23 protein-coding genes are annotated in these 25,955 nt (G+C 47.4%); 11 read left to right on the top strand and 12 right to left on the bottom strand.

The window, feature by feature from the left end:
• Window positions 1–22: 22 nt before the first annotated feature.
• From EXU85_RS22280 to EXU85_RS22265, 4 genes are all read right to left on the bottom strand, one after another.
• Complete coding sequence (locus tag EXU85_RS22280; protein ID WP_142774203.1) at window positions 23–478, bottom strand: PA2169 family four-helix-bundle protein; 456 nt, start codon at window positions 476–478, stop codon at window positions 23–25.
• Window positions 479–584: 106 nt separating this feature from the next.
• Complete coding sequence (locus tag EXU85_RS22275) at window positions 585–938, bottom strand: DUF3140 domain-containing protein (protein WP_142774202.1); 354 nt, start codon at window positions 936–938, stop codon at window positions 585–587.
• An 8-nt stretch (window positions 939–946) separates the two neighbouring features.
• Window positions 947–1,159 carry a DUF2945 domain-containing protein gene (locus EXU85_RS22270; protein ID WP_142774201.1) on the bottom strand — a complete coding sequence of 71 codons (213 nt, stop codon included), beginning with the start codon at window positions 1,157–1,159 and terminating at the stop codon, window positions 947–949.
• Window positions 1,160–1,245: 86 nt separating this feature from the next.
• A complete protein-coding gene (locus EXU85_RS22265) occupies window positions 1,246–1,956 on the bottom strand; it encodes an OmpA family protein (RefSeq protein WP_142774200.1) in 711 nt (236 codons plus the stop codon).
• A 437-nt stretch (window positions 1,957–2,393) separates the two neighbouring features.
• On the opposite strand from EXU85_RS22265, the gene EXU85_RS22260 reads away from it, so the two are divergent.
• Window positions 2,394–3,593, top strand: coding sequence for a S9 family peptidase (locus EXU85_RS22260; protein ID WP_142774199.1), 1,200 nt, complete (start codon window positions 2,394–2,396; stop codon window positions 3,591–3,593).
• Here EXU85_RS22260 and EXU85_RS22255 read toward each other — a convergent pair.
• The 3 genes from EXU85_RS22255 to EXU85_RS22245 all read right to left on the bottom strand — a co-directional run bounded on the left by EXU85_RS22255 (window position 3,553) and on the right by EXU85_RS22245 (window position 6,877).
• Window positions 3,553–4,695 carry a hypothetical protein gene (locus EXU85_RS22255; RefSeq protein ID WP_142774198.1) on the bottom strand — a complete coding sequence of 381 codons (1,143 nt, stop codon included), beginning with the start codon at window positions 4,693–4,695 and terminating at the stop codon, window positions 3,553–3,555. The two genes, EXU85_RS22260 and EXU85_RS22255, sit on opposite strands and share 41 nt — an antisense overlap.
• Window positions 4,696–4,883: 188 nt before the next feature.
• On the bottom strand, window positions 4,884–5,552 hold the full coding sequence (locus tag EXU85_RS22250; protein WP_142774197.1) for a response regulator transcription factor: 669 nt from the start codon (window positions 5,550–5,552) through the stop codon (window positions 4,884–4,886).
• Window positions 5,552–6,877: a sensor histidine kinase KdpD gene (locus EXU85_RS22245; protein WP_142774196.1), complete on the bottom strand. Its 1,326-nt coding sequence runs from the start codon at window positions 6,875–6,877 to the stop codon at window positions 5,552–5,554. The genes EXU85_RS22250 and EXU85_RS22245 overlap by 1 nt, the downstream gene beginning before the upstream one ends.
• A 215-nt stretch (window positions 6,878–7,092) precedes the next feature.
• Between EXU85_RS22245 and EXU85_RS22240 the strand changes: the two genes are divergently transcribed.
• Together EXU85_RS22240 and EXU85_RS22235 are read left to right on the top strand one after the other, a co-directional pair.
• Window positions 7,093–7,485, top strand: a complete 393-nt coding sequence (locus EXU85_RS22240; protein WP_142774195.1) for a DUF1573 domain-containing protein — start codon at window positions 7,093–7,095, stop codon at window positions 7,483–7,485.
• Window positions 7,486–7,657: 172 nt separating this feature from the next.
• Window positions 7,658–10,285 carry a GH116 family glycosyl-hydrolase gene (locus tag EXU85_RS22235; protein WP_142774194.1) on the top strand — a complete coding sequence of 876 codons (2,628 nt, stop codon included), beginning with the start codon at window positions 7,658–7,660 and terminating at the stop codon, window positions 10,283–10,285.
• 172 nt (window positions 10,286–10,457) lie between these two features.
• On the opposite strand, the gene EXU85_RS22230 is transcribed toward EXU85_RS22235, so the two are convergent.
• Complete coding sequence (locus EXU85_RS22230) at window positions 10,458–10,805, bottom strand: hypothetical protein (protein ID WP_142774193.1); 348 nt, start codon at window positions 10,803–10,805, stop codon at window positions 10,458–10,460.
• Window positions 10,806–10,929: 124 nt separating this feature from the next.
• Window positions 10,930–13,941: a prolyl oligopeptidase family serine peptidase gene (locus EXU85_RS22225; protein WP_142774192.1), complete on the bottom strand. Its 3,012-nt coding sequence runs from the start codon at window positions 13,939–13,941 to the stop codon at window positions 10,930–10,932.
• Between the two features lie 91 nt (window positions 13,942–14,032).
• On the opposite strand from EXU85_RS22225, the gene EXU85_RS22220 reads away from it, so the two are divergent.
• A complete protein-coding gene (locus tag EXU85_RS22220; RefSeq protein ID WP_142774191.1) occupies window positions 14,033–14,707 on the top strand; it encodes a DUF6624 domain-containing protein in 675 nt (224 codons plus the stop codon).
• A 55-nt stretch (window positions 14,708–14,762) separates the two neighbouring features.
• Here EXU85_RS22220 and EXU85_RS22215 read toward each other — a convergent pair whose 3' ends face one another.
• Together EXU85_RS22215 and EXU85_RS22210 are read right to left on the bottom strand one after the other, a co-directional pair.
• Window positions 14,763–17,567, bottom strand: coding sequence for an ABC transporter permease (locus tag EXU85_RS22215; RefSeq protein WP_142774190.1), 2,805 nt, complete (start codon window positions 17,565–17,567; stop codon window positions 14,763–14,765).
• A gap of 75 nt (window positions 17,568–17,642) precedes the next feature.
• The gene (locus tag EXU85_RS22210) at window positions 17,643–18,716 is read right to left on the bottom strand and encodes a glycoside hydrolase family 130 protein (RefSeq protein WP_142774189.1); all 1,074 of its coding nucleotides are present in this window, start codon (window positions 18,714–18,716) and stop codon (window positions 17,643–17,645) included.
• Window positions 18,717–19,021: 305 nt separating this feature from the next.
• Here EXU85_RS22210 and EXU85_RS22205 point away from each other — a divergent pair, with 305 nt between their 5' ends.
• Complete coding sequence (locus tag EXU85_RS22205; protein ID WP_142774188.1) at window positions 19,022–19,282, top strand: adhesin; 261 nt, start codon at window positions 19,022–19,024, stop codon at window positions 19,280–19,282.
• A gap of 79 nt (window positions 19,283–19,361) precedes the next feature.
• Window positions 19,362–19,529 carry a hypothetical protein gene (locus EXU85_RS35455; protein ID WP_168207848.1) on the top strand — a complete coding sequence of 56 codons (168 nt, stop codon included), beginning with the start codon at window positions 19,362–19,364 and terminating at the stop codon, window positions 19,527–19,529.
• A 66-nt stretch (window positions 19,530–19,595) separates the two neighbouring features.
• Here EXU85_RS35455 and EXU85_RS22200 read toward each other — a convergent pair whose 3' ends face one another.
• Window positions 19,596–20,933 carry a chorismate-binding protein gene (locus EXU85_RS22200; protein ID WP_142776794.1) on the bottom strand — a complete coding sequence of 446 codons (1,338 nt, stop codon included), beginning with the start codon at window positions 20,931–20,933 and terminating at the stop codon, window positions 19,596–19,598.
• A 303-nt stretch (window positions 20,934–21,236) separates the two neighbouring features.
• Between EXU85_RS22200 and corA the strand changes: the two genes are divergently transcribed.
• The 5 genes from corA to truA all read left to right on the top strand — a co-directional run bounded on the left by corA (window position 21,237) and on the right by truA (window position 25,883).
• Window positions 21,237–22,187, top strand: a complete 951-nt coding sequence (gene corA, locus EXU85_RS22195; protein ID WP_142774187.1) for a magnesium/cobalt transporter CorA — start codon at window positions 21,237–21,239, stop codon at window positions 22,185–22,187.
• Between the two features lie 105 nt (window positions 22,188–22,292).
• Window positions 22,293–23,117 (top strand): mechanosensitive ion channel family protein, encoded by an 825-nt coding sequence (locus EXU85_RS22190; protein WP_142774186.1) that lies wholly within the window; start codon window positions 22,293–22,295, stop codon window positions 23,115–23,117.
• Window positions 23,118–23,290: 173 nt separating this feature from the next.
• Complete coding sequence (locus EXU85_RS22185; RefSeq protein ID WP_142774185.1) at window positions 23,291–24,679, top strand: DUF6600 domain-containing protein; 1,389 nt, start codon at window positions 23,291–23,293, stop codon at window positions 24,677–24,679.
• A 212-nt stretch (window positions 24,680–24,891) separates the two neighbouring features.
• Window positions 24,892–25,041, top strand: a complete 150-nt coding sequence (locus tag EXU85_RS22180; RefSeq protein WP_246859194.1) for a helix-turn-helix domain-containing protein — start codon at window positions 24,892–24,894, stop codon at window positions 25,039–25,041.
• Between the two features lie 38 nt (window positions 25,042–25,079).
• Window positions 25,080–25,883, top strand: coding sequence for a tRNA pseudouridine(38-40) synthase TruA (gene truA, locus EXU85_RS22175; RefSeq protein ID WP_142774183.1), 804 nt, complete (start codon window positions 25,080–25,082; stop codon window positions 25,881–25,883).
• Window positions 25,884–25,955: the final 72 nt, after the last annotated feature.

Raw genomic sequence — 25,955 nt, 5'->3', positions numbered from 1 at the left:
GGCTTTCCAATCCCACCATTCACTACACTACCAAGGCCAGACGGGCCATTGTTGAATTGGCCGAGTCGATACTCTGTTTCTGGCGAAGCAGCAATTCGCGAGTACTGGCAACTAAGTCTGTTTCCTGTAATACAGCGTTATAGGTATTCAGAGCTTCCTGATCACCCCGGTGACACTCCTGTACTACGGCTTTATCGTCATTTGTAGAAAATGTCGATTTGATATTGATCCAGGCCCGATGTAAGTCAGCGGTTAAGCTGGTACCGTTGTCGGCTTCTCCGCCTAAGGCCCGTATTTCACGATCTAATTCCTGAGCAAACTCTGCGCGCTGGCGTGACTGAGCCAGAAGCAACGTTTTAAGTTCGTTATCGTCTACATTCTCGGAGGCTTCCTGATACCCTTTTTCTGCATCATGGCTAAGCGTAAGTAATTGGCTTAGTTGTTCGAGGATTTCTGTTCGGGTTTCTTTTACATTCATAGCGTTGATTGGTTTTGTTGAGTTAATTAGGTTGAAAAGTCATAACGTTTCGTGTTGAGCAAATCAGAAAGGTAACGTAAAAAGTAATGTATATGTTAATTTGTTGTTATTTTTTGGTTGTAGGGTCATGCCCCCAGTTTTTTAGCGAATAGGCCCAATTCGAATCGGCTACATGCTTTGGTTGCTGTGCACTATGGCGCTTTACATAACTGATAACCTTCTCCATATGAGCATAATCGTTATCCGTTAACTCGCTCGCTTTTGTACCCAGAATTTCAATGATGCGTTTACCCGATTTATGGCCAATCGATTCGCTTTCTCCCTCTTTTGTTTGCCCAACAGACTTGGACTCATCAGTTTGGAGCCAGCTTTCAATCTCAGAAGCCGACATATTGACAACCTCATCAAACGTTTGTCGAATTTCTTTTTTGTCTGAATCTGTAAGGATTGCTGTTGCCATAGTGACGTTTATTTTTTGGTAACCTCGCTGGCCGACTTGATAATCCGTTTAGAGCCTTGTTCAATCACAAGAGCTGGCTCTGCAGCAGAGCCTTTGCGCTTAACAGGAGTACCCTGCACAGTACGCTCTATATTTTCCTCATGGACTTCGGAAATTTTCCCTTTGGCTTTGCCTTTCCCATAGTTCCAACTCACTGCATCGCCTTTTTTCGGATTATTCATAGGAAATAATGAGGTAATGGTATTACACTGGGTAATTAGATGATTCAGGCGATCGGGAATAGTATTCCTGATCGCCTGAATCTATTTTATTCGCTGAGCTTGCCGTTTTTGGCATCACGCTGCATTTGTTTATTCGCAAATACGGCAATATCGACTCGACGGTTTTTCTGACGGCCTGCTGATGTAGCGTTGTCGGCAATTGGCTGCGCTTCACCGTATCCTTTTTCGTCAACCCGGGATGTTTTCACGCCTTGCCCTTCCAGGAAACCCGCTACAGCATCGGCACGTTTTTTAGATAAGGCCAGATTATGTTCTGCCGAACCAGTAGCATCAGCATGACCTTCAACCAGAATATCGGTATCTTCTTCCTTATTTAGCGTTTGAGCGAAATTGATCAATTGCTGTCTGGTAGCAGATTTTAACGCATAGGAGTCCGTATCGAACAGAATATCGGAACCGAGGCTCACTTTGATGCCTTCACCAACTCGTTCGACCTGAGCATCCGGCATCTGGCGTTTAATTTCTTCAGCTCGTTTATCCATTCGATGACCAATCACGGCACCGGCTGCTCCACCAACTGTTGCTCCCAAAATAGCACCCAGAGCAGTGTTACCTTTCGTCTTGCCAAGTACGGCACCAACTACAGCTCCACCACTGGCACCAACTATTGCTCCCTTTTGAGTTTTATTCAAATTCTTTTTCTGACTCTGGGCAATTGATAAATTCCCTGACAGAAAGCTAGCAGTCAGTAGAAGCGCAAGCGACTTCGTTCCAACTGATTTCCATTGATAGTTCATAGCGTTGTGAATATTTGGTATTGCCTATAGATACCCAAACGCTGTACCAGTTTAATCCAATGGGAATCGTTGTTGGATAACCTTTTTGGTAAATTGCTGATTTTTAGGTGATTGTGTAGTAGCTGGTTTGTCTAAAATTGATCGTATTCTGATTTAAGACAACTAATTTGATAGAGTAAGCGGGAAGTACTATGCCTATTGTTGTGGAACGCTCTCTACACAACTGGGAAACTACGCCTGCGTAAAATAGATTTGGCAGTAGTAAAACCTTTTCGGTGTTCACATTCCAGTTGTCTGAATAGATAGCTATTTTTGTAAGTGTCTGGTATACAGCATATTATTTGATGTATTTTTAGTTGCTATTCGCCAGAGTATTCAAACGAAAAGGGCTTTCTAAACGTTAGATAAATAGCCTGTCTATCATTTTATCATACTGCATGTTGACAATCAAATCATTCGTTACATTGCTCCTTGTTGGGAGTATGTTGCTTATTGCACCGGTCGGCTGTAAGACCTCTGGGAATACCGATTCTGTTGTTCCCGTTTTGCCCCGTACATTAGTCAGTAGTACATTGATTGGGGAGTATTCAACCGACCAACTTCGTAGTCGCTTTACAGGAGCAAATGCCGCACTTCAGTTTTTTATCCGCTATGGTATTAAAGCATATCGGTTAGATTATACAACCACAAATACGGACGGTAAACCCATTAAAGCATCCGGAGCGCTTATTATTCCCACGGTGCCAACAGCTATACCATTGTTGAGTATGCAACATGGTACGATAACCAGTGAGAATGATGCGCCATCGAACTTCGGTACGAGTAGCGAAGCCTATTCGTTCGGGTCCGTGTTTGCTTCTCAGGGATACATCATTGCCGCGCCGGATTACATTGGCTATGGGGCTTCTAAAGACCTTCCGCATACCTATGAGCAACGAAATGGTCTGGCTACGGCATCGCTCGATATGCTACGGGCCACCCGCGATTTTCTGGCCGATCAGGCTATAAACTGGGACAAGCGACTGTTTATTGCGGGTTATTCGGAAGGAGGCTATGCAACGATGTCGCTGCAAAAGAAACTAGAGGAAGAAACCACGAATGAATTCAACCTGGTGGCGTCGAGTTGTGGGGCTGGTGCTTACGATAAACCTGCCTTTATGAAGCAGATTATCAATGATAAATCGGCTGGTGTTGATTACATCAATCGACTCTATGTCTGGGTATTACAAACCTATGATCGGATTTACGGGCTTAACCGTCCCATGTCGACCTACTTTAAAGAGCCCTATGCTACGCAGATCACGAATCAGGGTATAAATGCGTCAATTAATGTGAGTCTCAACCAGACATTTACGGATGCGTTTAAACAGGGCATCAACGATGGTACCGATAAAGCTTTTCTGGCTGCTGTACAGGACAATGATATTCACGACTGGAAACCCCGTACGCCAACCCGACTGTATCATGGAGATGCCGACGAGATCGTGTCTTTTTTGAACTCGCAGAATGCGTATGATGCCATGAAGAAGCGAGGGGCTACCAATGTAGAATTGATTCCAATAAAAGGAGCAACGCACGGAACCGGGATCGTTACGTTTATTTTAGGGACATACGACTTTTTTGGCTCGATACAGTAAGGATCGTGTAGGCTGCCTGATTAGGTTGTCGGGTTCGGGCACCAACCATTGTGCGGCCCCGGTCGTCGTCGCAAATGAGTAGCAGATGGCTGGCATCCAGCGGAGTCAGGTCTTCGGCTTTATGACCGGCTGTGTGTACAGGTTGCCCCTGAGCGTCGCGTACCAGCGTGAATGGCCTATTGGTATATAATTCATCCGATGTAGCCGTCCACAGATAAGCGTCCAACTTTCCATTGGCTTCCTGAGAGGTGAGCATCCAGAATCGTTTCTGAAACGGGTCATATTCCAGGCTCGATAAAGCGAGTGGTTTCGGCAGGGTGGAATCCGCTTTGGCTATGTCGAAATCGTTGACAATTTTCCAGTCATCCGCTAAGCGAATTCGTTCCGTATCTCCGTTCTTTTCCAGTCGATAGGATACGCCAATAACTTTGGCCTGGTAGGTAAAACTCTCGTATGATTTACCCGCTTCCCGAATGCCGAACAGGAGCTGGCTGTCAGTAGCGGCCAGCCCCTCGATCTTGAAATAAGGCATTTCGCCGGGAAATTCCGTCGTGGCCAGTACCTGTGCAATTCGCTGGCGGTAGGCCATGGAATTTCGGCTGGTATCATCAGGAGCTAGCACATGCGGGTGTTGCTCATCGCCAGTTCGCCAGTAAAGAATGGTATTATAGCTGTCCCAGTCGTGACTACCGGGCTTCAGGCGATCGAAGGCCGTGGTTAGCAGGATGAATTTCCGGTCTGGCGTTTGGGCAAAATCTTCGTATTTCCGGGCAGCCGAATACGCAGGCTGTGTCAGGTAGGTAGGCGATTGGGTCGAGTCAGCTAGGGTTGCTGGTGTTTTCATAAATACCGGGCTCTGACCGGCAGGCATATCCTTATCATTAGCGAAAAGCAGATTTTTGCCATCGAATGCTACTGCCGAGGCTTCGCACCAAACCGTCTGCCCATTCAGCGAGGTGCCAGCAGCAAAACAGTTTAGAAAGCCTTCTTCAGTAATTGTCGCGGTCGGTATATTGGTAGTATTGGCAGGAAGTTTAGCCGTTTTGCAGCCAGAAATAAGGAATAGCGCAGTTAGTGCAATGGTACAGTATCTGAAAATCATAGTAGCTTATCGAAGTTAGGCGCAAGATAAATGATATCGATAATAAGTAAAGGATTTGTCCACAGAGGCACAGAGAACACAGAGTTATAAAAAAATATTTCAATCAGTTATATCTCTGTGTTCTCTGTGCCTCTGTGGACAAATCCTTTATATAATCCTGCGCTTTTGAGCTCTTTAAACTTCGTAGGCTACTGCCGCAAAACGAAGCCTACACCATGTACATTGTCGATTCGGATGGTTGGGTCCTGGGCAATTCGTTTGCGGATTCGGGAAATGAATACATCGAGACTACGGCCCATAAAGTAATCATCGTCGCCCCAAACGGCTCGCAGCAATTCATCGCGTCGAACAAGTGTGTTTGGGCGATCGAGCAGATAAGCGATGACGTCGGCTTCACGATGCGTAAGCGTCTGCGTTTGTCCGTTTACGGTGAGCGTTAGATTATGGCGATTGAGCATGGTGTGCCTGAGTGACTGATGGTCAGCAGGCGTTATCGTTCGGCGTAAAAAGACGTTGATTTTTAAGATTAGTTCTTCAATGCTGAAGGGCTTGGTCAGGTAATCGTCTGCTCCCAGTCGCAAACCCTGCAAACGGTCATCTTTGTCGGCTAGGGCACTTAGAAATAAAATGGGTACCTGCGTATTGACGGCCCGAATTTGCCGCGCCAGGGTAAACCCATCACTTTGCGGAAGCATTACATCCAATAAACAAACATCAAACGAACCTGCCTGAAACGTGGCCCAGGCATCGACGCCATTGGTACAATGCGTGACCTGAAAAGGGACGTTTTCGAGTGTATCCCGAATCACAAACCCGAGGTTAACATCGTCCTCAACGAATAGAATGTGAGCAGACATTAAAGGTGCAATAGAGAATGAGTGAATGAGCGTAACCAGGAAATAGACTGGAGTGAATGAGATTCGACCTTTCGCTCGTTCACGCATTCACTCTTTATTTCGAATTGACTGCCTTTTCCCAGCTCACTGGTAAGCTTCATCTGCCAGCCATGTGCCCGAATAACCTGCCGAACATAATACAACCCAAGTCCAAAGCCTTTTACATTATGGGTATGGCCCGAAGAGACCCGAAAAAACTGCCGAAAAATGGCTTTTTGGTCTTTTTGAGCAATGCCGATACCGTTGTCGCTAACCGACCAGATTAACTGATTGTCTTCTGTTCGTGTATGCAGTAGTACACAAGGCGATTGGATACAATACTTGATCGCGTTGTCAATCAGGTTGTTTAGCGCTGTTTCGAGTTGGTAACGGTCTGCCCGGATGTGGGCCTTATTGGCCGTGAGATCAAGCGTTATAACTGGGGCAAAGGTGTCGGCAGCCGCACGCATAACCTCGTGCAAATCGACATCGGCCAGCTCCAGAATGAAGCCAGTACGTTCAGAGCGGGCTAATTGCAGGATACTATTAACCTGCTTTTGCAATCGCCTACTTTCCTCACCTAACACGCGGGCATATTGGTTCAGCCGGTCGGGTTGTTGCGTAATGGTGTCCGACTGGAGCACATCGGCAGCAATACGAATGGTAGAGACGGGCGTTTGTAATTCGTGCGTAATGTTATTGATAAAGTCGCGCTGCACTTCGGTCAGTCGGCGCTGCTTTAGCACCACGATGAGCGTATACCCGAAGAAGCTGACTACCAGTAACACGGCTATGGTAGACCAGACCCAGCCATCTAACTGGCCCGCTACGAATGCCCCTTGATTAGGGAATCGAATACCGAAATAGTACGTATAGCGCGGAAATTTAGGCAGGTTTTTTCCGCCCTGAAGCTTGGTTTTTGTTAAGGCCGAACTGCTTGTGCTAACGTAGGCTCCATAGACCATGCGATCTGATTCGCAGTTGTAGATACCGTATTCGTAATCGGTGATAAGATTATGCTGTTGCAACGACCGCTGAATGAATAGTTCGAGGGTGGCGGGGTCAATGGGTGCGTCGGTATTGACAATGAAATAATCGGCGGAGAGTTGTGTAACGGCATACCGATTCAGTGTGAAGTTATTCAGCTTCGCTACGTCGTCGGCCACATCCTGCAAGGCAATAAACGCCGACTGCCGGAACTGCCGTTCGCGCAGGGCATAGGCATTGCGCACCCAAACGGCCTGCACGGCCAGGATACCAATAATGGATAGCACCGATAGAATAACCAGCAGGCGCAAACGGGACATTTTTAATGAGCGAATTAGTAAATGAGCGAAAGAGTGACTGTAAAGTACGTGTTATTCGCTCAATCACTCATTCACTCAATCGCTCATTTTTCCATCATTAACAACTCATTAACAAACGTTAGGAAGTGCTTAACAAGGGTTTAGGGGGGGAGGGGGTAGGTTTGTATCGTTGCCTGAGTGGGCAATACGAAACATCTTCTAAAACCATTTTTTCTATGAAACGTCTTCTGTTTTTCGGCGCATTTGTATTGATGACAGTCTGCATGGCTATGACCATTCCGGCTGCTTTATTCAACTGGCGTAGTGCTACTCATGATTTCGGACGTATTCCCCAAAGCAAGCCCGTTACGGCAGAGTTTTCCTTTACCAATAAAGGGGAGTTGCCGCTTGTGATCAATCAAGCCAAAGGTTCCTGCGGCTGCACGGGAGTTGAGTACCCCAAGGCACCTGTTATGCCTGGCCAGTCGGGCGTTATCAAAGCCACCTTTAATGCGGCTGCCCTGGGTGCTTTCAACAAATCGGTAACAGTTGAGTCGAACGCGGAAGGCGGCACTCAGATGCTGTATTTCAAAGGAGAAGTGGTGAAAGAAGGTACAGTAGCTCAATAGAGAAGAGAACATCCCTAATCGCTCTTTTTTGCTCGAATCAACCTCTTTTATGAAAGAGTAATAATTGTCTAAGGCCACGCTTTTAGTATCATTGAGTTGAACTGATAGATGGGTATGACCCCATCGGGGTCATACCCATCTATCAGTTGTACGTACAAAAGCGAGGTCATGTATGAACCGTATCCCTAACCAGATAAACCGATCAACTAGCTATCTACTTGGTTTCCTGTTGCTCATAGCGCAAACCTGCGTTGCCCAATGGAAACCCACTACCTGGCCAACCCTGAAGCATTACGACAAAGATCATCTGGTGAACATTGCACTCCCGTTGGGTGGTATCGGTACTGGAACGGTTTCGCTGGGCGGTCGGGGGGAACTGCGCGATTGGGAAATCATGAACAAACCGGCCAAAGGATTCAGCACGGTGACTGTTGGGAATAATGCCCCGTTTTTTGCGATCAATGTGCGCCCGACGCAGGGAAAATCCATGACGAAAGCGCTACTTGGCCCGCTGGACCCATCCGAATTTCAGCATTACGAAGGTCGTCCCGTAAATCAGCATGGCTTTCCCCGCTTCACCGATGCTTCGTTCGATGCGGCTTACCCGTTTGGGCAGGTCAATTTATCGGACAAACGAATGCCTGTGACAGTGAAAGTAAAAGGCTTTAACCCATTCATTCCCGGTGATGCTGATAATAGCGGGATTCCCATTGCCGTGCTGGCTTATGAAGTAACCAATACGGGCCAGACGCCCCTGGTCGTATCGGTGTGTGGGTCGATGCGAAATTTTATTGGGAAGGACGGGGGTAAATCCATCAAAGACTGGAAAGGCGACTACGTTCCTATCGGTGCCAAAAAGAACATCAATTCCTACAAACGCGAAGGCGAGGTACAAGGCATTTTTATGCATTCGGATAGTGTGAGCCGACAGGATGCTGCCTGGGGAACAATCGCCCTAACAACGAATAGTACTATGGGAGTAAGCTACCGAACCAGTTCGCGCTCCAATGATTGGGAGAATGCCATGCTCGATTTCTGGGACGATTTCAGCGCCGATGGTGTCCTGACCGAAAAGAGTAAGCTTGTTGATGATGACCCGCTGGCATCGCTGGCGGTACAGAAGTCAATTGCGCCCGGACAAACCCAGACATTCACGTTTTTCATTACCTGGAATTTCCCGAATCGGGCGGCCTGGGCGTCGTTTTCAACAAAACCAGATCAGCCAGCCGTGGGGAATTACTATTCAGCGCAGTATGCCGATGCCTGGGATGTTATTGTAAAAACGCTGCCTCGCTTACCCGCTTTGGAAACGAAGACCCGTCAATTTGTCAATGCCTTTCTGCAAAGCGATTACCCGGAGGTGATCAAAGAGGCCGCTTTATTTAATCTGGCTACATTACGATCACAAACGGTTTTTCGAATTCCGAGTGGGCACCTGATGGGCTGGGAGGGTGTTTTTGATGAATTTGGTTCCTGTTTCGGCTCCTGCACACATGTCTGGAATTATGAACAGGCAACCGCTTTTCTCTTTGCCGACTTATCGCAGTCGATGCGCGACATCGAGTTCAATTATGCGACCAACGACATTGGCAAGATGAGCTTCCGGGTTATGCTTCCGCTGGAAAAGGCCCAGGAATGGCAGAATGCCGCAGCCGACGGGCAACTGGGAACGATTATGAAATTCTACCGGGACTGGCAGTTATCGGGCAACCAGGAGTTTCTGAAAAAGAACTGGCCACAGGTGAAAAAAGTGCTGAGCTATGCCTGGATCAAAGGCGGCTGGGATGGCAATCAGGACGGTGTGATGGAAGGGCGGCAGCATAATACGATGGATGTCGATTATTACGGCCCCAATCCACAAATGGGTTTCTGGTATCTGGGCGCGTTGAAAGCCGGTCGCGACATGGCTATGGCTATGAACGATACCGAACTGGCCAAAAAATGCGATGACTTAGCTAAAAAGGGGAGTACCTGGATGGATCAAAATCTGTTCAATGGCGAATACTACGAGCATAAAATCACAGATCCCAAAACGTTTGATTTTCTCAACTGGGAACGCGACTCAACCGTTAGTGTGCCCGACTATCAATTAGGAAAAGGTTGCCTGGTCGATCAGTTAGTTGGTCAGATGATGGCGCACATGGTAGGGCTGGGTTATCTGGCCAATCGGGAGCACATCCTGACTACGTTGAAAAGCATTATGAAGTACAATTATCTGGACAACTTCGCCGATCATTTTAATAATATGCGGTCGTATGTGATGGGCGATGAAGCCGGTTTATTAATGGCGAGCTGGCCCAAAGGACGTTTGAAAGTACCATTCCCGTATTTTGCGGAGTCGATGACGGGCTTTGAATACTGTGCCGCCGTTGGCATGTTGTATGAAGGCCAAACCGACAATGCACTCAAATGCATTTCGGCTATTCGGAATCGGTTCGACGGTCGCAAGCGGAATCCATTTAACGAACCCGAGTGCGGCTATCATTATGCCCGATCCATGACCAGTTGGAACACGGTGTTAGCCTGGAGTCAGTTTCAGTATTCGGGCGTAACGGAATCCATGACGATCACCTCAAAACCAGGGACGTATTTCTGGTCGAACGGCTCGGCCTGGGGAACCTGCTCTATAAAACGGACTGGTACGAACACAGGCGTTTCGCTGACCGTGCTAAATGGCAAGATTGGACTTCGTACGTTTTCTGTTCAGGGAAGTGGGAGCTACTCCTTCCCGAAACGGCAGGAAGTACAGGAAGGGAAAACGGTGAATTTTACCGTAAATGAACAGGCCTCAAGCCGATGACAAACTCAATTTAACGACTGAGTAATTATGTGAAATTATTAACCACAGAGGCACAGAGAACATAGAATTTTTAGCTTATTTATAACTCTGTGTTCTCTGTGCCTCTGTGGTTAATAAACCTAATTTCTAAATCAACTGCATTTTGGCCACTTTAGGATCTACATGTACCGTGTCATGTTCGAACCGCGACGGCGGACCGTTCAAGCTTTATTCGCCACTTCTGCATAGTGGCCGCGCCAATGATTGCTTCTTCGCTTAAATCAGGAACGACCAGGAATTCATCAGAGAGAAGCACGTCTTGCAAATAGAAATCCAGTCGAACAACATGCTTTATCTCGATGTAATGCCCTATCGCAGCTGTGGCTACACGCCTTATCCGTCCCAGACTTTCTAAATGGGCTACCTCTGGAACATGCTCCGGGTTTATACATGATAGGTTTGCGCCACTATCGAATAGCATGTACAAATGTTTTTCTCCCTGAGAGCCTACGAACAGTAAGGGTTGTTTACTAATGGACATGTCGGCGGGTTGTTTCTGTAAAGTTACATAAACTAATGGCAATGTATAATGGACAATGAGTAATGTACAATTTTACAGACGTGTTGGTCATTTCATTATTCATTGTCCATTATACATATCCAATTTAGTTTGTCCCGCTGCTTTGGGTTTGAGTCGATCCTACTGATAGACCATACTTCATTTCGCCCCGATCTTTCTCAACGGCGGAGCGACCTTCTTTCATCCAGATTGGCATGGGTGCGTCTTTCAAGTAATAATCGAAGAACTGATACAGCCGAACGCTTAGATCTTTGGCATTGTGCCGTTGCGTCAGGTTATGGCCTTCGCCATTATAGACCAGCATCCAGACTGGCTTGTTCAAGCGACGTAGCGCCGAGAACATCTCGATTCCCTGATACCAGGGGACGGCCCCATCGGCGTCATTATGCGTCATCATGAGGGGCGTTTCTATCCGATTAGCAAAGAACAGCGGAGAGTTCTCGATGTAATTCATCGGCTTATCCCAGAGTGTACCGCCAATGCGGCTCTGGGTTTTTTCATACTGGAATGCCCGGCTGATACCCGTTTCCCAACGAATACCGCCATAAGCCGACGTCATGTTGGCAACAGGAGCCCCGGCTTCGGCAGCCCGGAACAGATTTGTACGGGTAATGATGTACGCAGTTTGGTAACCACCCCAGCTTTGCCCCTGAATACCCAGTCGGTCGCGGTCAACAAAGCCCTTATCCAACAAACTCAGCACACCCGGCACGATACAGTCATAGGCATTAGGCCCTGGTTGGCCAGTTGTGTAAACTATATCCGGAATGAAGACCAGATAGCCATTGGACACGCAGTAGGGAACGTTAATAGTCGACCGGCTTGGCGAAGGAGCCCGGTAATCGTTCAGGGTTTCGGCATTTCGCTCATAGAAATACGTCAGCATTGGGTATTTTTTCTTCGGATCGAACCCTTCTGGCTTGAAGAGCAGTCCTTCGAGTTTGATGCCGTTGGTGCCGATCCACTTCACAATTTCTACGCTGCCCCATCGGATGCTGTCCTGTTGCGGATTCGCATGGGTTAGTTGTTTCGGCGTAGCCAGCGTTGTATCGGTCACAAAAATGTTGATCGGTTCTTGATAGTTACCTTTATAAAACGTCATGGTCGACGCATTTTTCGCTTTGTTCAACCCGAAATAACGGTGATTGCTGCGGCTCAGGGTTGTTGGGTCTGTTGCCGCAAGTCCATTCTTACTTTTCAGAATCCCGGTCGATTTATCGCTTTCCCAGATGCCGGTCAGGAATAATTCGGTTTTAGGGTCTATACCTTTTTCGATAGAGCCGCCCCGCCGACCGGGAGCATCATCCTCTTCATTGTCCAGCTCGGCACGACGGAGACGAACCTTATTTTTGCGACCCCAGCTCGCAGTCAAATTCAGCGGCTTCTCGCGGCCGGTAGGGTCAACCTGCCAGATGTCATAACGATCATACAGCCAAACATAACGGTCGCCGGTTGTCCAGCCTGCTGCCCCATAGGCACCGGGTAGGTTTGGTGTATCGTGCTCTTCGTCGAAAAATTTGCTGGGCAGGCCACGCGTCAGATCAATACGTTTGCCATCCTGTATTGACCAGGCCCGCCAGAGTGAATCGCGCTCATCGAACCAATAAGCATACTTTCCTTCGGGTGATAGTTTCGGTTGCGACGCCATAATATCATTAGCGATTCGCTTTTTCTCACCTGTTTGAACATCAATCAGGTATAAGTCTGTATGGCCGGGGTCCCAGGACGCCTGAACCTGATAAGGCAGATCGCTCAAGCCTAATACGTAACGTGTATTGACTTTAGGGTCGAAGGCTACTGTTGGCACTTCCCGATTCGCTAATGGAATAACTTTACCGGTTGCCAGATCATAAACCGTCAGGAAACCGCGTTCTTTTTCTTCCTTGAGCCGTCGTTGCTGCATGGGTTGCAAACGCGTGTCTGTCCAGGTCCAGATGTCCATGCGAACCTTTTCATCATCGGGTGTCAGCGTGTCTTTGGTAGGCTTGGGCGCAATGGGTGAGGTTGAGAAATACAGCCGCTTACCATCATCCGCAAATTTCGGCTCACGAAACTCATTCACCGACCAGCCTTTGGGCAAAACTTTGGCAGCCGTGTCGGCTATCACCGTAAATGGGGCTTCGATTACGGGCGTTTTCGGCTTCTTTCCTTTAGCTACGGTTGCCGGGGCCAGATTTTTATAATAGAGCGAAAACACTTTGACATCAGCGCCCGCGCTATCGGCAGAGGCCATCCAGGCAAGTTGCTCACCGGTTTTGTTTATTGCCAACCCTTTATAAATCTTCCGCTTTGAACTGGTGTCCACAAGCATCGTTTTCCCGTTGGCCGTATTGAACAAAAACACACCTGGTACCGCGTTTTCGCCCGTTTTCAGCGAGTCATTGGCAGATTCTTTACTGTAAAATACAGCCTGGCCATTATCAGATACAACCGCGTTTGAAACATACCGAACTGTTTTTCGCGAACCATCGGCCATGTTGAAGAGTGTCAGATCATCACCCTTTGGTTTTTTTGCCGGGCCTTTGCGGGTAGCTACAGTTGTTGTAGAAACAGCAGGGGCTGGATTAAGCGTGTCTTTTAAGCTTTGGGCACTGCCTCTAGGCGTCGTTTTTTCTTTATCATCTTTCCGTTCCTGAACGACCGCCAGCCAGGAACCGGCTTCTTTGCCAAAGGAAAACGATTTGACATTCGGCAATTTGGTTGGCTTTCCGGTCGACAGATTCAGAGCGAGAAGACTGTCCTTAGGCATCTCATCGGGCTTTCGCTTTTTGAGTTTCGCCTTACGAACATCAGCAACCGGGACTTTCAGGCGCATGACCAGGAATTTGCTATCAGGTGTAAACTGGGCCATGTACCCACGGGGGAATACATAGCGTGTCGTAGAGGTGTTCGAGCCACCAGCTACGACCTCCAGCCGTCCGTCGCCATCCTGCGGGTCAATCTGATAGGCAATCCAGCGGCCATCATTCGAAATTTTTTCGGAGCGAACACTCTGCCAGCGGTCGTAATCGGCACCGGTGAGCGCACGTTTCTGAATCTGGGCCAGCAGGGGAGTTGTCAGTAGAAAACAGAGTAGAAGTTGAGTGAAGCGATTCATAAAAAAGGGTAAATTAAGACTTACTAAATTACTCAAAATCCGCCATTGGTATCTTCATCTTTGCTAATTTGCCCATTACTTACAATTAATCATGAGATTCCTACTATTCGCCCTCAGTTTACTACCCGTTTGCGCATTTTCGCAATCGAAAAACATACTCAAACATGAGTTAGACAGTATGTATGTACTGGATCAGCGCAATCGGGTGTGGTTGACTAAACTGGGTAATAATCAGCCGCTAACGGATAGTTTAACAACCCTGTATAAGGTGAGTCGAACTAAACTGGCTGGTGCCCTTTGGACCGAACAGATTCAGATTGATTCGAGTAATCTGAAGCGTGCGGAGGTAATTCTGCAACAACAGGGTTATCCGGGAAAAACAATGGTGGGTGTGCCGACTAATGAAGCCATCTTTTACATCATTCAGCACTCGCACAAAGTAGACACTTACCTGCCTGCTGTAAAGAAAGCCGCTGAATCGGGGGAGCTGCCCTTTCATCAATACGCGTTGATGCTCGACCGTTCGTTGATGTACGCGCAGAAACCACAACTGTATGGCACACAAATCGCCTGTCGGAAAGTTCGTGCGTCGTCGGCCTCTCGTTGCTTTGTGTGGCCCATTGAGGATTATCGGAACGTTAACCAACGGCGTAAACAAGCTGGTTTGCCGCTAACGGTTGCCGAGAACGCCGTTCGACTAAATGCGGCCTACGATCCCAGCCTGACCATGGAAATAGCCCGGCAACTCTATGTGCTGGATTTGTAACGTTTTCGACAGCATTAACAGGATAAATTCTAGCGTTAAAAATCCTGTCGAAGAATCAGAAAATCTTGTAATTATCACGTTTATTCGGCTCGGGCCAGGCACCTAGCGGGTCGATGATTACTTTTCGGGCATTTGGAAGCGCAGGAAGTGATACGTACCGTTCGTCTGGATTGGGATGGGCCAACTGCCGATAAATCGGGTGATCATGTTGGTCAAGAACGACCAGCGGTATATAGTCATTGATTGGAACTGGTTGTCGCTGGCCGATTTTATTTTCCCGCCACTTCGTTGAGATAATTTCAACCGTCAGGCCGTTGGGCAAATTAGCAACCCGACCTACTTTAAAATCGAACCAGAACTGATCGCTTAAATAAGTTTCCAGATAGCGTAATGAATCCGGTAACTGATGGGCTAACTCATTAGAAAAAGCAGTAGCCGTAGCTTGTGATGGGTGCTGAACTGCGTTTTGGTAAAACTGGCTGATTGTAAAACTGAGCGGCTTATCTCCCCACACTTGTTCAATACTGCTTAAGGCAAGGGCCGCTCGTCCGCGCTCCAGCGCATCGTTATCACTTGACTGAAGCAGGGGATGTTCGGGTTTATGACTACGCAGTCGGCTTTGGGCATACCAGTTCGCTCGTTGCGTAAGGCGTTGGGTCAGTCGTTCGGTACCGTATTGTTTCGCAACACCCTGCAAGGCCAGATATTCCGCCAGACTCTGTCTGATAAAACCATCGCCTGCTTTTTTTACAGGGTTCAGCTTATGCACCAGCCATTGCTTAAATACCTCACGGCTAATCAGGTAATCTATGTAATCAAGCTTGTCGGGTTGCGCGTTGTCGGCAGTCCAGCCTTCTTTTTCTGAGATTAGAATTTGGCCGGGTTCAGAGGCTACGTTAGCTACGCCAGCGGGTATTTCTTTGATGCGTAAATCGGCATAAGGGTAGTTGCCAAAGAGTTGTTCGCCCCTGTGTAACGCCACCGCAACGACGCGCTGCATATGCTGAATCTGATAGGGGTGATGGTGTAGAATTTGAACACGTATCGACTGGCCGGATAACAATGGAACCGCTATTGTGCTGGTTTTGTACTGGTTGGTTTGCGTAGCGGGCAAGGCAACAAGGCGTTGCTGGGTTTGCCACATTGATAAACCTATTAGGGCACCAAAAAGTACGAACGCCAACTGATAAGGCCAGGTAAACCGATCCCTCCACTGACCAATACGTTCGGGCAAGCTACTGACTACACCCCGGTTCCAGGTGAGAAAAAATGAAGCCAATAAAACGCCCGCTACGCCCCACCACATAAAATGAACAATAGGGCGAAGCGATGTAGTTGGCCCGAAACCGATTAAGTCGGAGTAGGTTTTAGAGCCCGGCAGGAAACTGTATAAGTAAAGCGGCTGCCCGTCTACTGTAAACTGATACGTGAAGGCTAAAATGGCAAAAATGATCAGATTAATGACATGGCTCACCAGCCGGTTATTCGTTAGGGAAGCTACCAATGCGGCAAGGGCTATGAGTTGGCAATACCGTAGAAAGCCGTCGGTCAGCAAATCGGAACTATAGCGCCACCAACCAATATCACTGAAACCACTGCCTAGCTGCACACCAACTCCGGTAACAAAAAGTACTACAGTCAGTACAGCAGCCACGCCCACCAGGGCCATTAATTTGGCGACTAATAGAACGAAATTGGATTGGGGCAGGGCATCATAAATAAGCCAAAAGCCTACTGTACGTTCGAGAAAAACCAACTCACCAGTCATCACCAATAGAAACAAACCAATAAACAGCCCAAGGGGTAGGCGTAAGGCTGTCATGCGTGCTGTGATCGGCAATTCCGGGAAATCAGGGTTCATCCCTAACACCGTTGTTAATAGGAGACCTATAAGTATGAGCAAGCCAACCGTAATCAGGAAAACTGGCTGTCGAATCAGATTTGAAAATTCCAGTTTAGCCAGCCGCCAGGTAGTTTGCCACGATAGCCAACCGCCAAATCGTGGCTGGATAGTAAGGTTTTTAAGCGGAAATGAAGCATTGGTTGAACTGGCTTTTTCTGGTAATTTGCTCGGCTCTTTACTGGCAAAATAAGCGAATGAAAAGCGCTGTTCTGCATAGGCTAATAGCCCAAAAGCCAGACCCATCCAAAGTAGACGGTTGATAAAAAATAGATCAGAATAAACGAGAAACCCCTGCGGATCATCGCTGAACGGCAAATTCTCGACAGATTCTCTCGCCATTCCTACTCCAAATGGATCCAGCAGTTGCCACAGGTCCGAATCCGAAACAAGGTTCAGGCTTGATTCGGTGAGCAGAAAATAAAGAACAGTCAGAAAGAGTGCTACATAAGCCCCTCGTATACTTCGTAGAAAAATGGTCAGCGAAAACGTCAGGCTAATAACAATAAAGATGTTTTGGGCAAGCAACCGGATAAATCCGTCCGTGAGCGCTAGCCATGCCGTTTCTGAACTGGTTGTATAAATAGATGTAAAAAGTGTAATGCCAAGTGGATAAAATAACGCGAGCAGTAGTGCCGCGCAGTATGTGCCAATGAAGCGCCCGGCAACGTGCATCCGACTGGTAATTGGTAAGGTGTACAGATATGCGTTGGTACGATATTCCAGATCTTTCGTCAGTGATTGGCCAGCCAGTAAAACGGTGGCTATTGACAGAATTACCCCCAGCGAGGCTAACGTCAAATACGCAGTAACAGCGGGATCACTATAGGCATAAAGCGTTGATAATTGGGAGGAGTACCAGACTCCTTGCCCCACTATAAGAACAGCAAATAAGTAAAATGCTGGCTGTCGCAACTGATAAGCGAATTCAAAACGGGCAATTGTCAGGATAGGGCTCATAGTGAACCCAATATACGAGTGGTTAGTGAGTTAGTAATGACTCTTACGAATAACTACTAACTCACTAACCATTAACTAACTCCGCACCAGCTCGGCTAGTCCAACCCCCGAATCGGCTGCGCCATAATACACCCAGATTTGGCCTGCTTTATCACTATGTTCTGGCCACTGAACCCAGCCGTTTGAAAACACTACATTGGGAAAGAAGCCTTCCCGCTCCCACGTAAGTTCAGGCGATAATAAGGGCAGACTAGACCGATCTAGTACATGCGCAGGGTCGTCTTTGTCCAGTAAAGCCAGCGCCAGCGAGTACGAATGAGTAGGATCAGCTCCATGGTAGCAAACTAGCCAGCCTTCGTCGGTGAGTATAGGTTCAGGGCCAGCACCTATTTTTGCGCCTTCCCAACCAAATGGATTCGCGAGTGGATCCAGACTGGCATGACCCCGACCTCCGAACAAAAAACGATGATTACCCCAGTGGACACCATCTTCCGATTCGGCCAGCCAGATCGACGGTTTGCCAATATCCGACACCATGGGCCGGTGCAGAAGCATATAGTTACCGTTGATTTTTTGGGGGAACAGCGCCACATCTTTGTTAGGTGGCGGTAAAATCATGCCTACCCGCTCAACAGTCACGAAATCGGTTGTAACAGCCAGGCCAACGCCGGGGCCGTGTTCGGATACAGCGGTATATGTAATCCAGTATTTACCGTCTAAAAATGTAATCCGGGCGTCTTCGATACCATAGGATTCGTCCATGCGGGCAGGGAATAAAAATGGCTTTTCATCAATTGTGAAATGAATGCCATCTTTGCTTCGGGCAAGGCGCAGGTGACTCAGTGAGGTTAGATAAACCTTCCCATTTAACGTAATTACACGAGGGTCATAGGGGGCAGTAGGCTCTGAAAAACGCTTGATTACCAACGATGGAATGCCATCCTGCTCCTCAATTAAGGGTATAACGATGGAACCTACTTCGGCTTTTGGAGCCTCCGCCACACGTAATAGAAGTAGAACTTCATCGTTGAACAGGCAGGCTGCGGGGTTGAATGCCCCCAGGACTTCAAAACCATCAATACTGGGGGTTACATCACTCGTTTGCAGAATAGGTTGGTCTGACAGGCGTCGGAGCTGATAATTTTTCATTAGATACGGATTTGGTCGTGTTGTAAAGTGGCTAGGCTAGTGACATAAGATGACTTGTACTTGTTCAAAATGAATTTTTGTAGATACTGGTTTCTGTGCTACTTGAATCAACGGGCTCCAAAGAATCTATTTTGGCCAAGCACTACAATGACTTGGTAACGAACTAATTCAGGTAGCTTATTGAATAAACTTTATACAGCCCTTGTAGTTTTGAATCATTTATTCAATAAGTTTGGGAGCTGTTTAAACCTTCCGGGAAAGAGCCGCGTTAAACGAAGTGAACTAACTTTTATCCTTTATTAACCATGATTTACCAGCCAACGTTTGATCAGGATGAAGACGTGCTGATGTTGAACCCTGATCCAGAATCAGCTGCATTTGACGACGATGATGATGACTTCGATGAAGACGGAGCCGACTTCGATGAACTGGGTTCAGGAGCCGGTAGCGGCTATGGAGCCGATGATCTGGACGACATTGAAGACGACTTTAATCCGGAAGATCTGGATGAAGATTTAGACGACGATAGTATCGACGACGATCTGGACGACGATAGTATGGAGTAAACAATGCCTGACCGGAAGCGGTTTTGTTGTAGATGGCAACGTAAGCCAGTCTAATTCTCAACAATATCACTCACGACCTATGGCACATACACAACCGGGTGAAGAACCCCTGATTACGACGAAAAACGCCGACAATGAGGGCACCGCGCCTGACGCTGACACCCAATCATCGGCTGCTAGCGAAGCGGGTGATCGAACCGCAGAAGATGGCTCCCGGGCCCCGAATGACCCAGCCGAAGGGGCCTAAGTAATGAATAATGTAAAATGGATAATGAATAAAGGGCAACAATCCCGTTTCATTATCCATTTTACATTATTCATTATACATTACCTTAAGTAAGGTTTGACATTTCATTTCGGTTTCCTGCCACTCCTGTTCAGGTTCCGAATCTTCGGTTATCCCTGCACCCGCATATAGGGTAGCCAGTTTGCCTTCGAGTTTCATACACCGAATGTGTACGAAAATACTACTTGTAGGTCCTTCATTATTCGCATTTATGTTCACCGGCCCCAGAAAACCGCTGTATAATTCGCGATCGTGGGGCTCGTGTTGCCGAATAAAAGTAAAGGCTGCATTCCGGGGCGTTCCGCAAACGGCTGATGTTGGATGTAATAACCGCAACATAACCGTACCCAGTTGTGGGTAGCGAACAGCCTGTGTATCTACGGTGTACGAAGTGCCAAGGTGCATCAGATTACCCGCAATAATGGTTTTGGGCCCTTCCTCAATGTACTCCCGTAATCGGATTTTCTTGAAACATTCAATAATATATCGGCTCACGATTGCCTGCTCTTCAATTTCCTTCTGCGACCACATGGCTTTGGACGGTTGTTTAGCCGTACCATCCGGATGAAAGGCCGATTGCGTACCCGCCAGCGATGCCGTCTGAAAAATGCCATCGGCGCTCATGCTGACTAAGCGCTCTGGGGTGGCACTCATCCAGATTTGTCCCCGTTCCGGAATCGAAACCGCCGATACGAACGCAGTAGGGTACTTTTGACAAAGCTTATCAAACAGCTCAATGGCATTTGGTGCATCAGTAAACAAAACTTGCTTTGTTCGCGCTAAAACAACCTTTCGCAATTCACCCCGTTTAATGGATTCTACCGCTTCCTTTACATTTCGCTCGTAAACGACCCCTATAGTAGGGTCAAGGACAGGCGTAGGCGATTCTGACGTCGTTTTACGGCTCGTTTTATGTGTAGACCGAACCGATAATTCATGCCAGAACTGGTCAGTGGTTTCTACCGACGCGGTTGTATGCTCGTTTTGCTTTACTGAAGAAGGTCCACTCTCGGGAAAAATTGCCTGGATATCAGCCCGCAAAAAAAGGGTTTGCGGTACGCTACCCGTTGTATCCAAATGCTCAGCTAACAGCGCTTCTACGGGTGCATCCTTTGCGAGATTATCGAAAGGGCTCACGAGAAAACCAGCAGGCAATTCATCCAGATCAGCCGAAACGCGAGGCAGTATCTCGTCAAATGATACAATCAGGTGTTTATCCTGATTATTGGGTAATCGCCAAAGGGCGGCTGGAAGTCCCAGGGTAAGCGCTGTTTCCCAAATATCACTGGCATTGGGCTGGGCAGTCCGTTGCGTTTCAGCGAGTTGACTAGTTGATGAAGAATCGACTTTATACTCCGGTTGCATAATCATTAACCGACCGGGTTAGGGCTGGTTAGATAGATAACACTATTTGCCGGGAATTTGTGCGTAGTGGGGCCGAAACTCTTCATTCGTCATCAGAAAGGATCTATAGATATTGCGTATAATGAATGTTGTATCAAACGCTGCCATAAAGTGAGGTGACTAAGATGACCGATTGCTTGAAACTCTGTTTTACCAGTTTCATAAAGTAGCTAATGGGCGGTAGGCTCGGAATAACAAACCGGCATGCGCCAGTACCATTCTTTTCTGCGAACTTAGCGGCCCAATACTTGCCACTCAGCTACCATGATTCGCATCTTTCAGCAGGACGAAACCGCCGTTCGAAAAATCCGTGATATTGACTCCTTTTCCGACACTGAGCGAACCCTTTGGGTGGATCTGCAAAACCCGACAGCCGCCGAAATTAAGAGTGTTGAAGAAAAATTCGATGTGGATTTTCTGAGTCAGCAGGAGCAGCTGGAAATTGAAAGCAGTTCGCGCTATATTGAAGAGGACGACTTTATGATCGCTAATTCCAATTTCCTGGTGCCTGATCAGGAACAGCGCTACGTAACCGTCCCCGTCAGTTTTATCCTTAAAGACGACACCCTATTCACCTATCGCAATGCCGATATAAAGTCCTTTGCCGACACGGTCAAGCGCATCAAGTCGCGCCGGGCGTTGTTTAGCGATGGGGCGCAGATATTGATCTCCATTTTCGAGTCGCGGATAGATTACGATGCTGATTTGATTGAATTGGTGTCGGGTGAAATCAAGGCAATCAATCGAATACTTGATTTGGATGCGAACCTCGACAAGGAAATGCTGCTCAATATCAACGATTACCAGGAATTAACCATGTCAATTCGGGAAAATGTGGTTGATAAACAGCGTGTTATATCGTCGATGATTCGCTCCGATGGGTGGTTTAACGAACTCGAACAGCAACGACTCCGAACACTGATCAAAGACATCAATTCCCTGATCGATCACACGAATTTTATTTTTGAACGACTGGAGTTTTTACAGAATACCTACCTCGGTTTAATTGATCTGGAACAAAACCGGGTTGTCAAAATATTTACGGTTGTTTCGCTGGTTTTTCTACCACCTACCTTACTAGCCAGTATCTGGGGTATGAACTTCGATGAGATGCCAGAGGTACATTGGAAATACGGATACGTTTTTGCATTAGCCATGATGGTTCTATCATCTGCGTTGACCGTTTGGATATTCCGGCGTAAAAACTGGCTATAGAGTCAAAATTTGCATAAAACTTACTATATATGAGTAGCTTCCAGTGAGTTACTTTTCTGTTTACCCGCGTCTTAGTTCCAAACTAACTTTCCATCCTAGTAACTTATGGAACAGGCGCAAACCAGAATCGAACTTTTTTACACCCAGCTAGTAACGTTTGTTACGCTCTATGGTGGCCGTGTGCTACTGGCCATCATAACCCTTATTGTTGGTCTTTGGGTAATTGGCTGGATTACCAGACTATTATCATCCGCGATGACAAAACGGCACGTTGACCGCGACGTGCAACCGTTTCTAATCTCCCTTGTGAACGGAATTCTGCGGGTATTGCTGCTGTTGAGTATTGCCAGTACGCTTGGTGTTCAAACCACCTCCTTTGTCGCCATTATCGGTGCGGCTGGGTTGGCCGTTGGGCTGGCTCTTCAGGGGAGCTTAGCTAATTTTGCAGGTGGTGTCTTGATTTTAATTTTCAAGCCATTTCGTGTTGGTGATTTGGTGACAGCTCAGGGATTCACGGGCAATGTGGAAGCCATCCGCATCTTCGATACCACGCTGGTAACGTTAGATAACAAAACGATTATTCTGCCCAACGGTCCTCTGTCAACCTCGGCAATTGTGAATATTAGCACGAAAGGGGTTATTCGGGTTGATCAGGTGTACGGTGTGGGTAGTCAGAACGATATTGATGCTACAAAAGCCTCTATTATGCGTGTGATCGAAGCCTGCCCGTATGCGCTTAAAGATCGTGAACATGATGTGTTGATTGCCAAACTGAATCCTAACTCTCGCGATTACGATGTGCGGGTCTGGACCAAGAGCGAGACCTATTGGGAGACCTATTATTACATGCTTGAGAATATTGCCCGGCAGTTTGGTAAAGATGGTATTGAAGCACCCAAACCGAAAATGTTTATTACCAACGAAGAGTAAGGCATTAGTAGCTTCTATTTCGAATCAACATCCCGAAAAGGTTTACCCTTTCGGGATGTTTTTTTATGCCAGAAATAAGCGTTTTTTTTAGTAGTTCGTTAAACGTTTACCTATTCAGACTATCTAACTCTCGAAGAGTTTGAATAGCTCTTCCTGATAAACAACATCTCGCCATGAAAACCCAGAGAATACTAAAATATATTGCCCTGATTGCGCTGGTAATGAGTGGCTTTGTCTATTCTGGCAAAGTGGCTGCTCAGCCAGGCGTTAGTGTACCTGTTGAGTCGTTCTATAATGAGTTGGCTCCCTATGGGCAGTGGATACAGCATCCTGGTTACGGTAATGTGTGGTTGCCCAATGCCGGGCCTGATTTTCAGCCGTATGCAAGTGCTGGTCATTGGGTTGTAACGGAATATGGTAACACTTGGGTATCGGATTATCCCTGGGGATGGGCTCCCTTTCACTATGGCCGCTGGATTTTCGATCAGGCTTTTGGTGGCTGGCTATGGATTCCGGGTTCCGACTGGGGACCAGCCTGGGTATCGTGGCGGTCGGGTGGTGGATATTATGGCTGGGCTCCACTGGCTCCTGGCTGGGATATTAACGTGAATATTAACATTCCGGCTTTCTACTGGACCTTCGTGCCGCAGATTTACATTACCAGCCCGAACTTGTATAGTTATTATGTGCCCCGCCCTCAGGTCGTAAATATCTATCAGAACACGATAATCTTTAATAATATCTATCGCTCAAACAACCGGGCTTATGTGTATGGCCCACCTCGTGGCGATATTGAGCGGATTACGCGTCGGAGTGTTCCTATCTATCGAATCGATCATATGGATCGGCCGGGACGTTCGGTCATTGGGAATGGGTCGGTAGGCTTTTATCGCCCTGGTGGGGGCTATGATAACCGGCGGGATTATGGTCGTAATGACCGGTTCGATAATTCGCCCCGACCTAATTATGGCGGTAACATGCCATCGAACAGAGGGTATTATAATGGTCCTGGTAATGCGCCCAATCGGGATTATACCAATGGCAATAATACGCCGAACCGAGACTACAACGGCAATGGTGCTCCAAACCGAGGAGGTTATAACGGAAACAATAGCAATGGAACACCAAACCGGGATTATAACAACAACGCTACGCCTAATCGACCTAACGATGGTGGAGCTACTATGCCTAATCGTGGTAGTTATGGGGGGAATGCACCAGTTGATCGAGGGGGGAGTTACGGTACAACGCCTGTTCCTGGTAATCCTCAACCTCAGTCGAATCGCTTTGAGTCGAATCGGGGAAGTTACGCGCCTGGAGGAGTTCAACAGGGAAATGCTTCTCCAGGGGGAATGCAACAGCCTAACCGGTCATTCGAACGCGTTGATCGGCAACCCCAGATGAGTCCGCAGCCGATGCCCGGTGGACGAAGCGGTGGAGAAATTCATCAGATCCCACAGGGTGGTGGACGTAGTATGCAACCGCAACAGCCACAAATCCAACCCCAACAACCTAGTGGTGGCTCAACTGGAGGAGAACATCGTGGGCGTGGTCCACGTTAATAAATACAGCTTTAGCAAAAAGCGCGTGTCTGGCTGGATACGTGCTTTTTGCTTTTATAGCTCAAGACCAAATCAATTACTGGAAATTAGCAGCTATTTTTTCTAAATAGTCTTCAATAGGAGCCGAATTTCTGAGGGTCATTAGCCCTTTTCCCGTATCACCTACCAGGGTTCGGAATTGGATGCTTTCGAAGGAATTGAAAGAGATGGAAATGAACAAGATAATTGTACGTAAGGTGTATCCCGATTCGCCGGTGCTGGTAGAATATGAAACAACGCCCTATTGCAAAACTTTTGCGAACATTATACAGGCGATGATCGACTGGGGTAAGGAGCATCGAAAGATGATTAGGGAAGAGTAACTAGCGGGACAAGCGATTAAGCGGTACTTTTGCCCGCGATGCGTTATTTTATTGAATTATCGTACCGGGGTACGGCCTATCATGGCTGGCAAACACAGGCAAATGGATGCAGTGTACAAACCACGCTCGAAGCCGCATTGACCAAACGACTTGGTAAACCTATGTATGTGGTTGCCAGTGGCCGAACAGATGCGGGCGTTCATGCCAGCCAGCAGTTTGCTCATTTCGATGTAAATGAGCCACTTCCACTGACCGAAGCTTTTCTATATTCCATTAATTGTATTCTACCTGAAGACATTGTTATTCACCGGATTTTTCCGGTTCAGGAAAACCACCACGCTCGCTTTTCGGCCATCTTTCGGTACTATCAGTATCGAATCTGCCGCCAGAAAAGTGCGTTTCAAAGTGGCCTGACATATCATTTTCGGCCAGTGCTCAACGAAGCCATAATGAATGATGCCTGTCAGTTGATGTTACAACATACTAATTTTCAAAGTTTCAGCAAAGCCCGCGCAAACGTAACGCACTTTAACTGTCGGCTCGATTTTGCCTATTGGGAACGTATTGACGAGAATACCCTAACGTTCCATATTCGGGCGAACCGGTTCCTGTGGGGTATGGTTCGTACCATTGTTGGGACTATGATTGAGATCGGACAGGAACGAATGAACCTTGATCAGTTTGAACAGATTATTCTGTCCAGAGACCGAAACAAAGCAGGTAGAGCCGCCCCAGCAAATGGGTTGTATTTAGTTGAGGTAGGGTATCCGCAAGGGGTGTGTAGTGCTCCTGATTCGAGAAACAAAATTAATGGAACGAATAGCAATCAGTCACTGAGTTAAGTGCTGATAATTGGATAATGATTGGCTTTAATTGTATCTTTTGTTAGATGATTTGAATATTTGGTAACTAAT

It is taken from the genome of Spirosoma sp. KCTC 42546 (assembly GCF_006965485.1).
Classification (GTDB): domain Bacteria; phylum Bacteroidota; class Bacteroidia; order Cytophagales; family Spirosomataceae; genus Spirosoma.
This window is presented reverse-complemented; position numbering and strand designations above follow the sequence as displayed.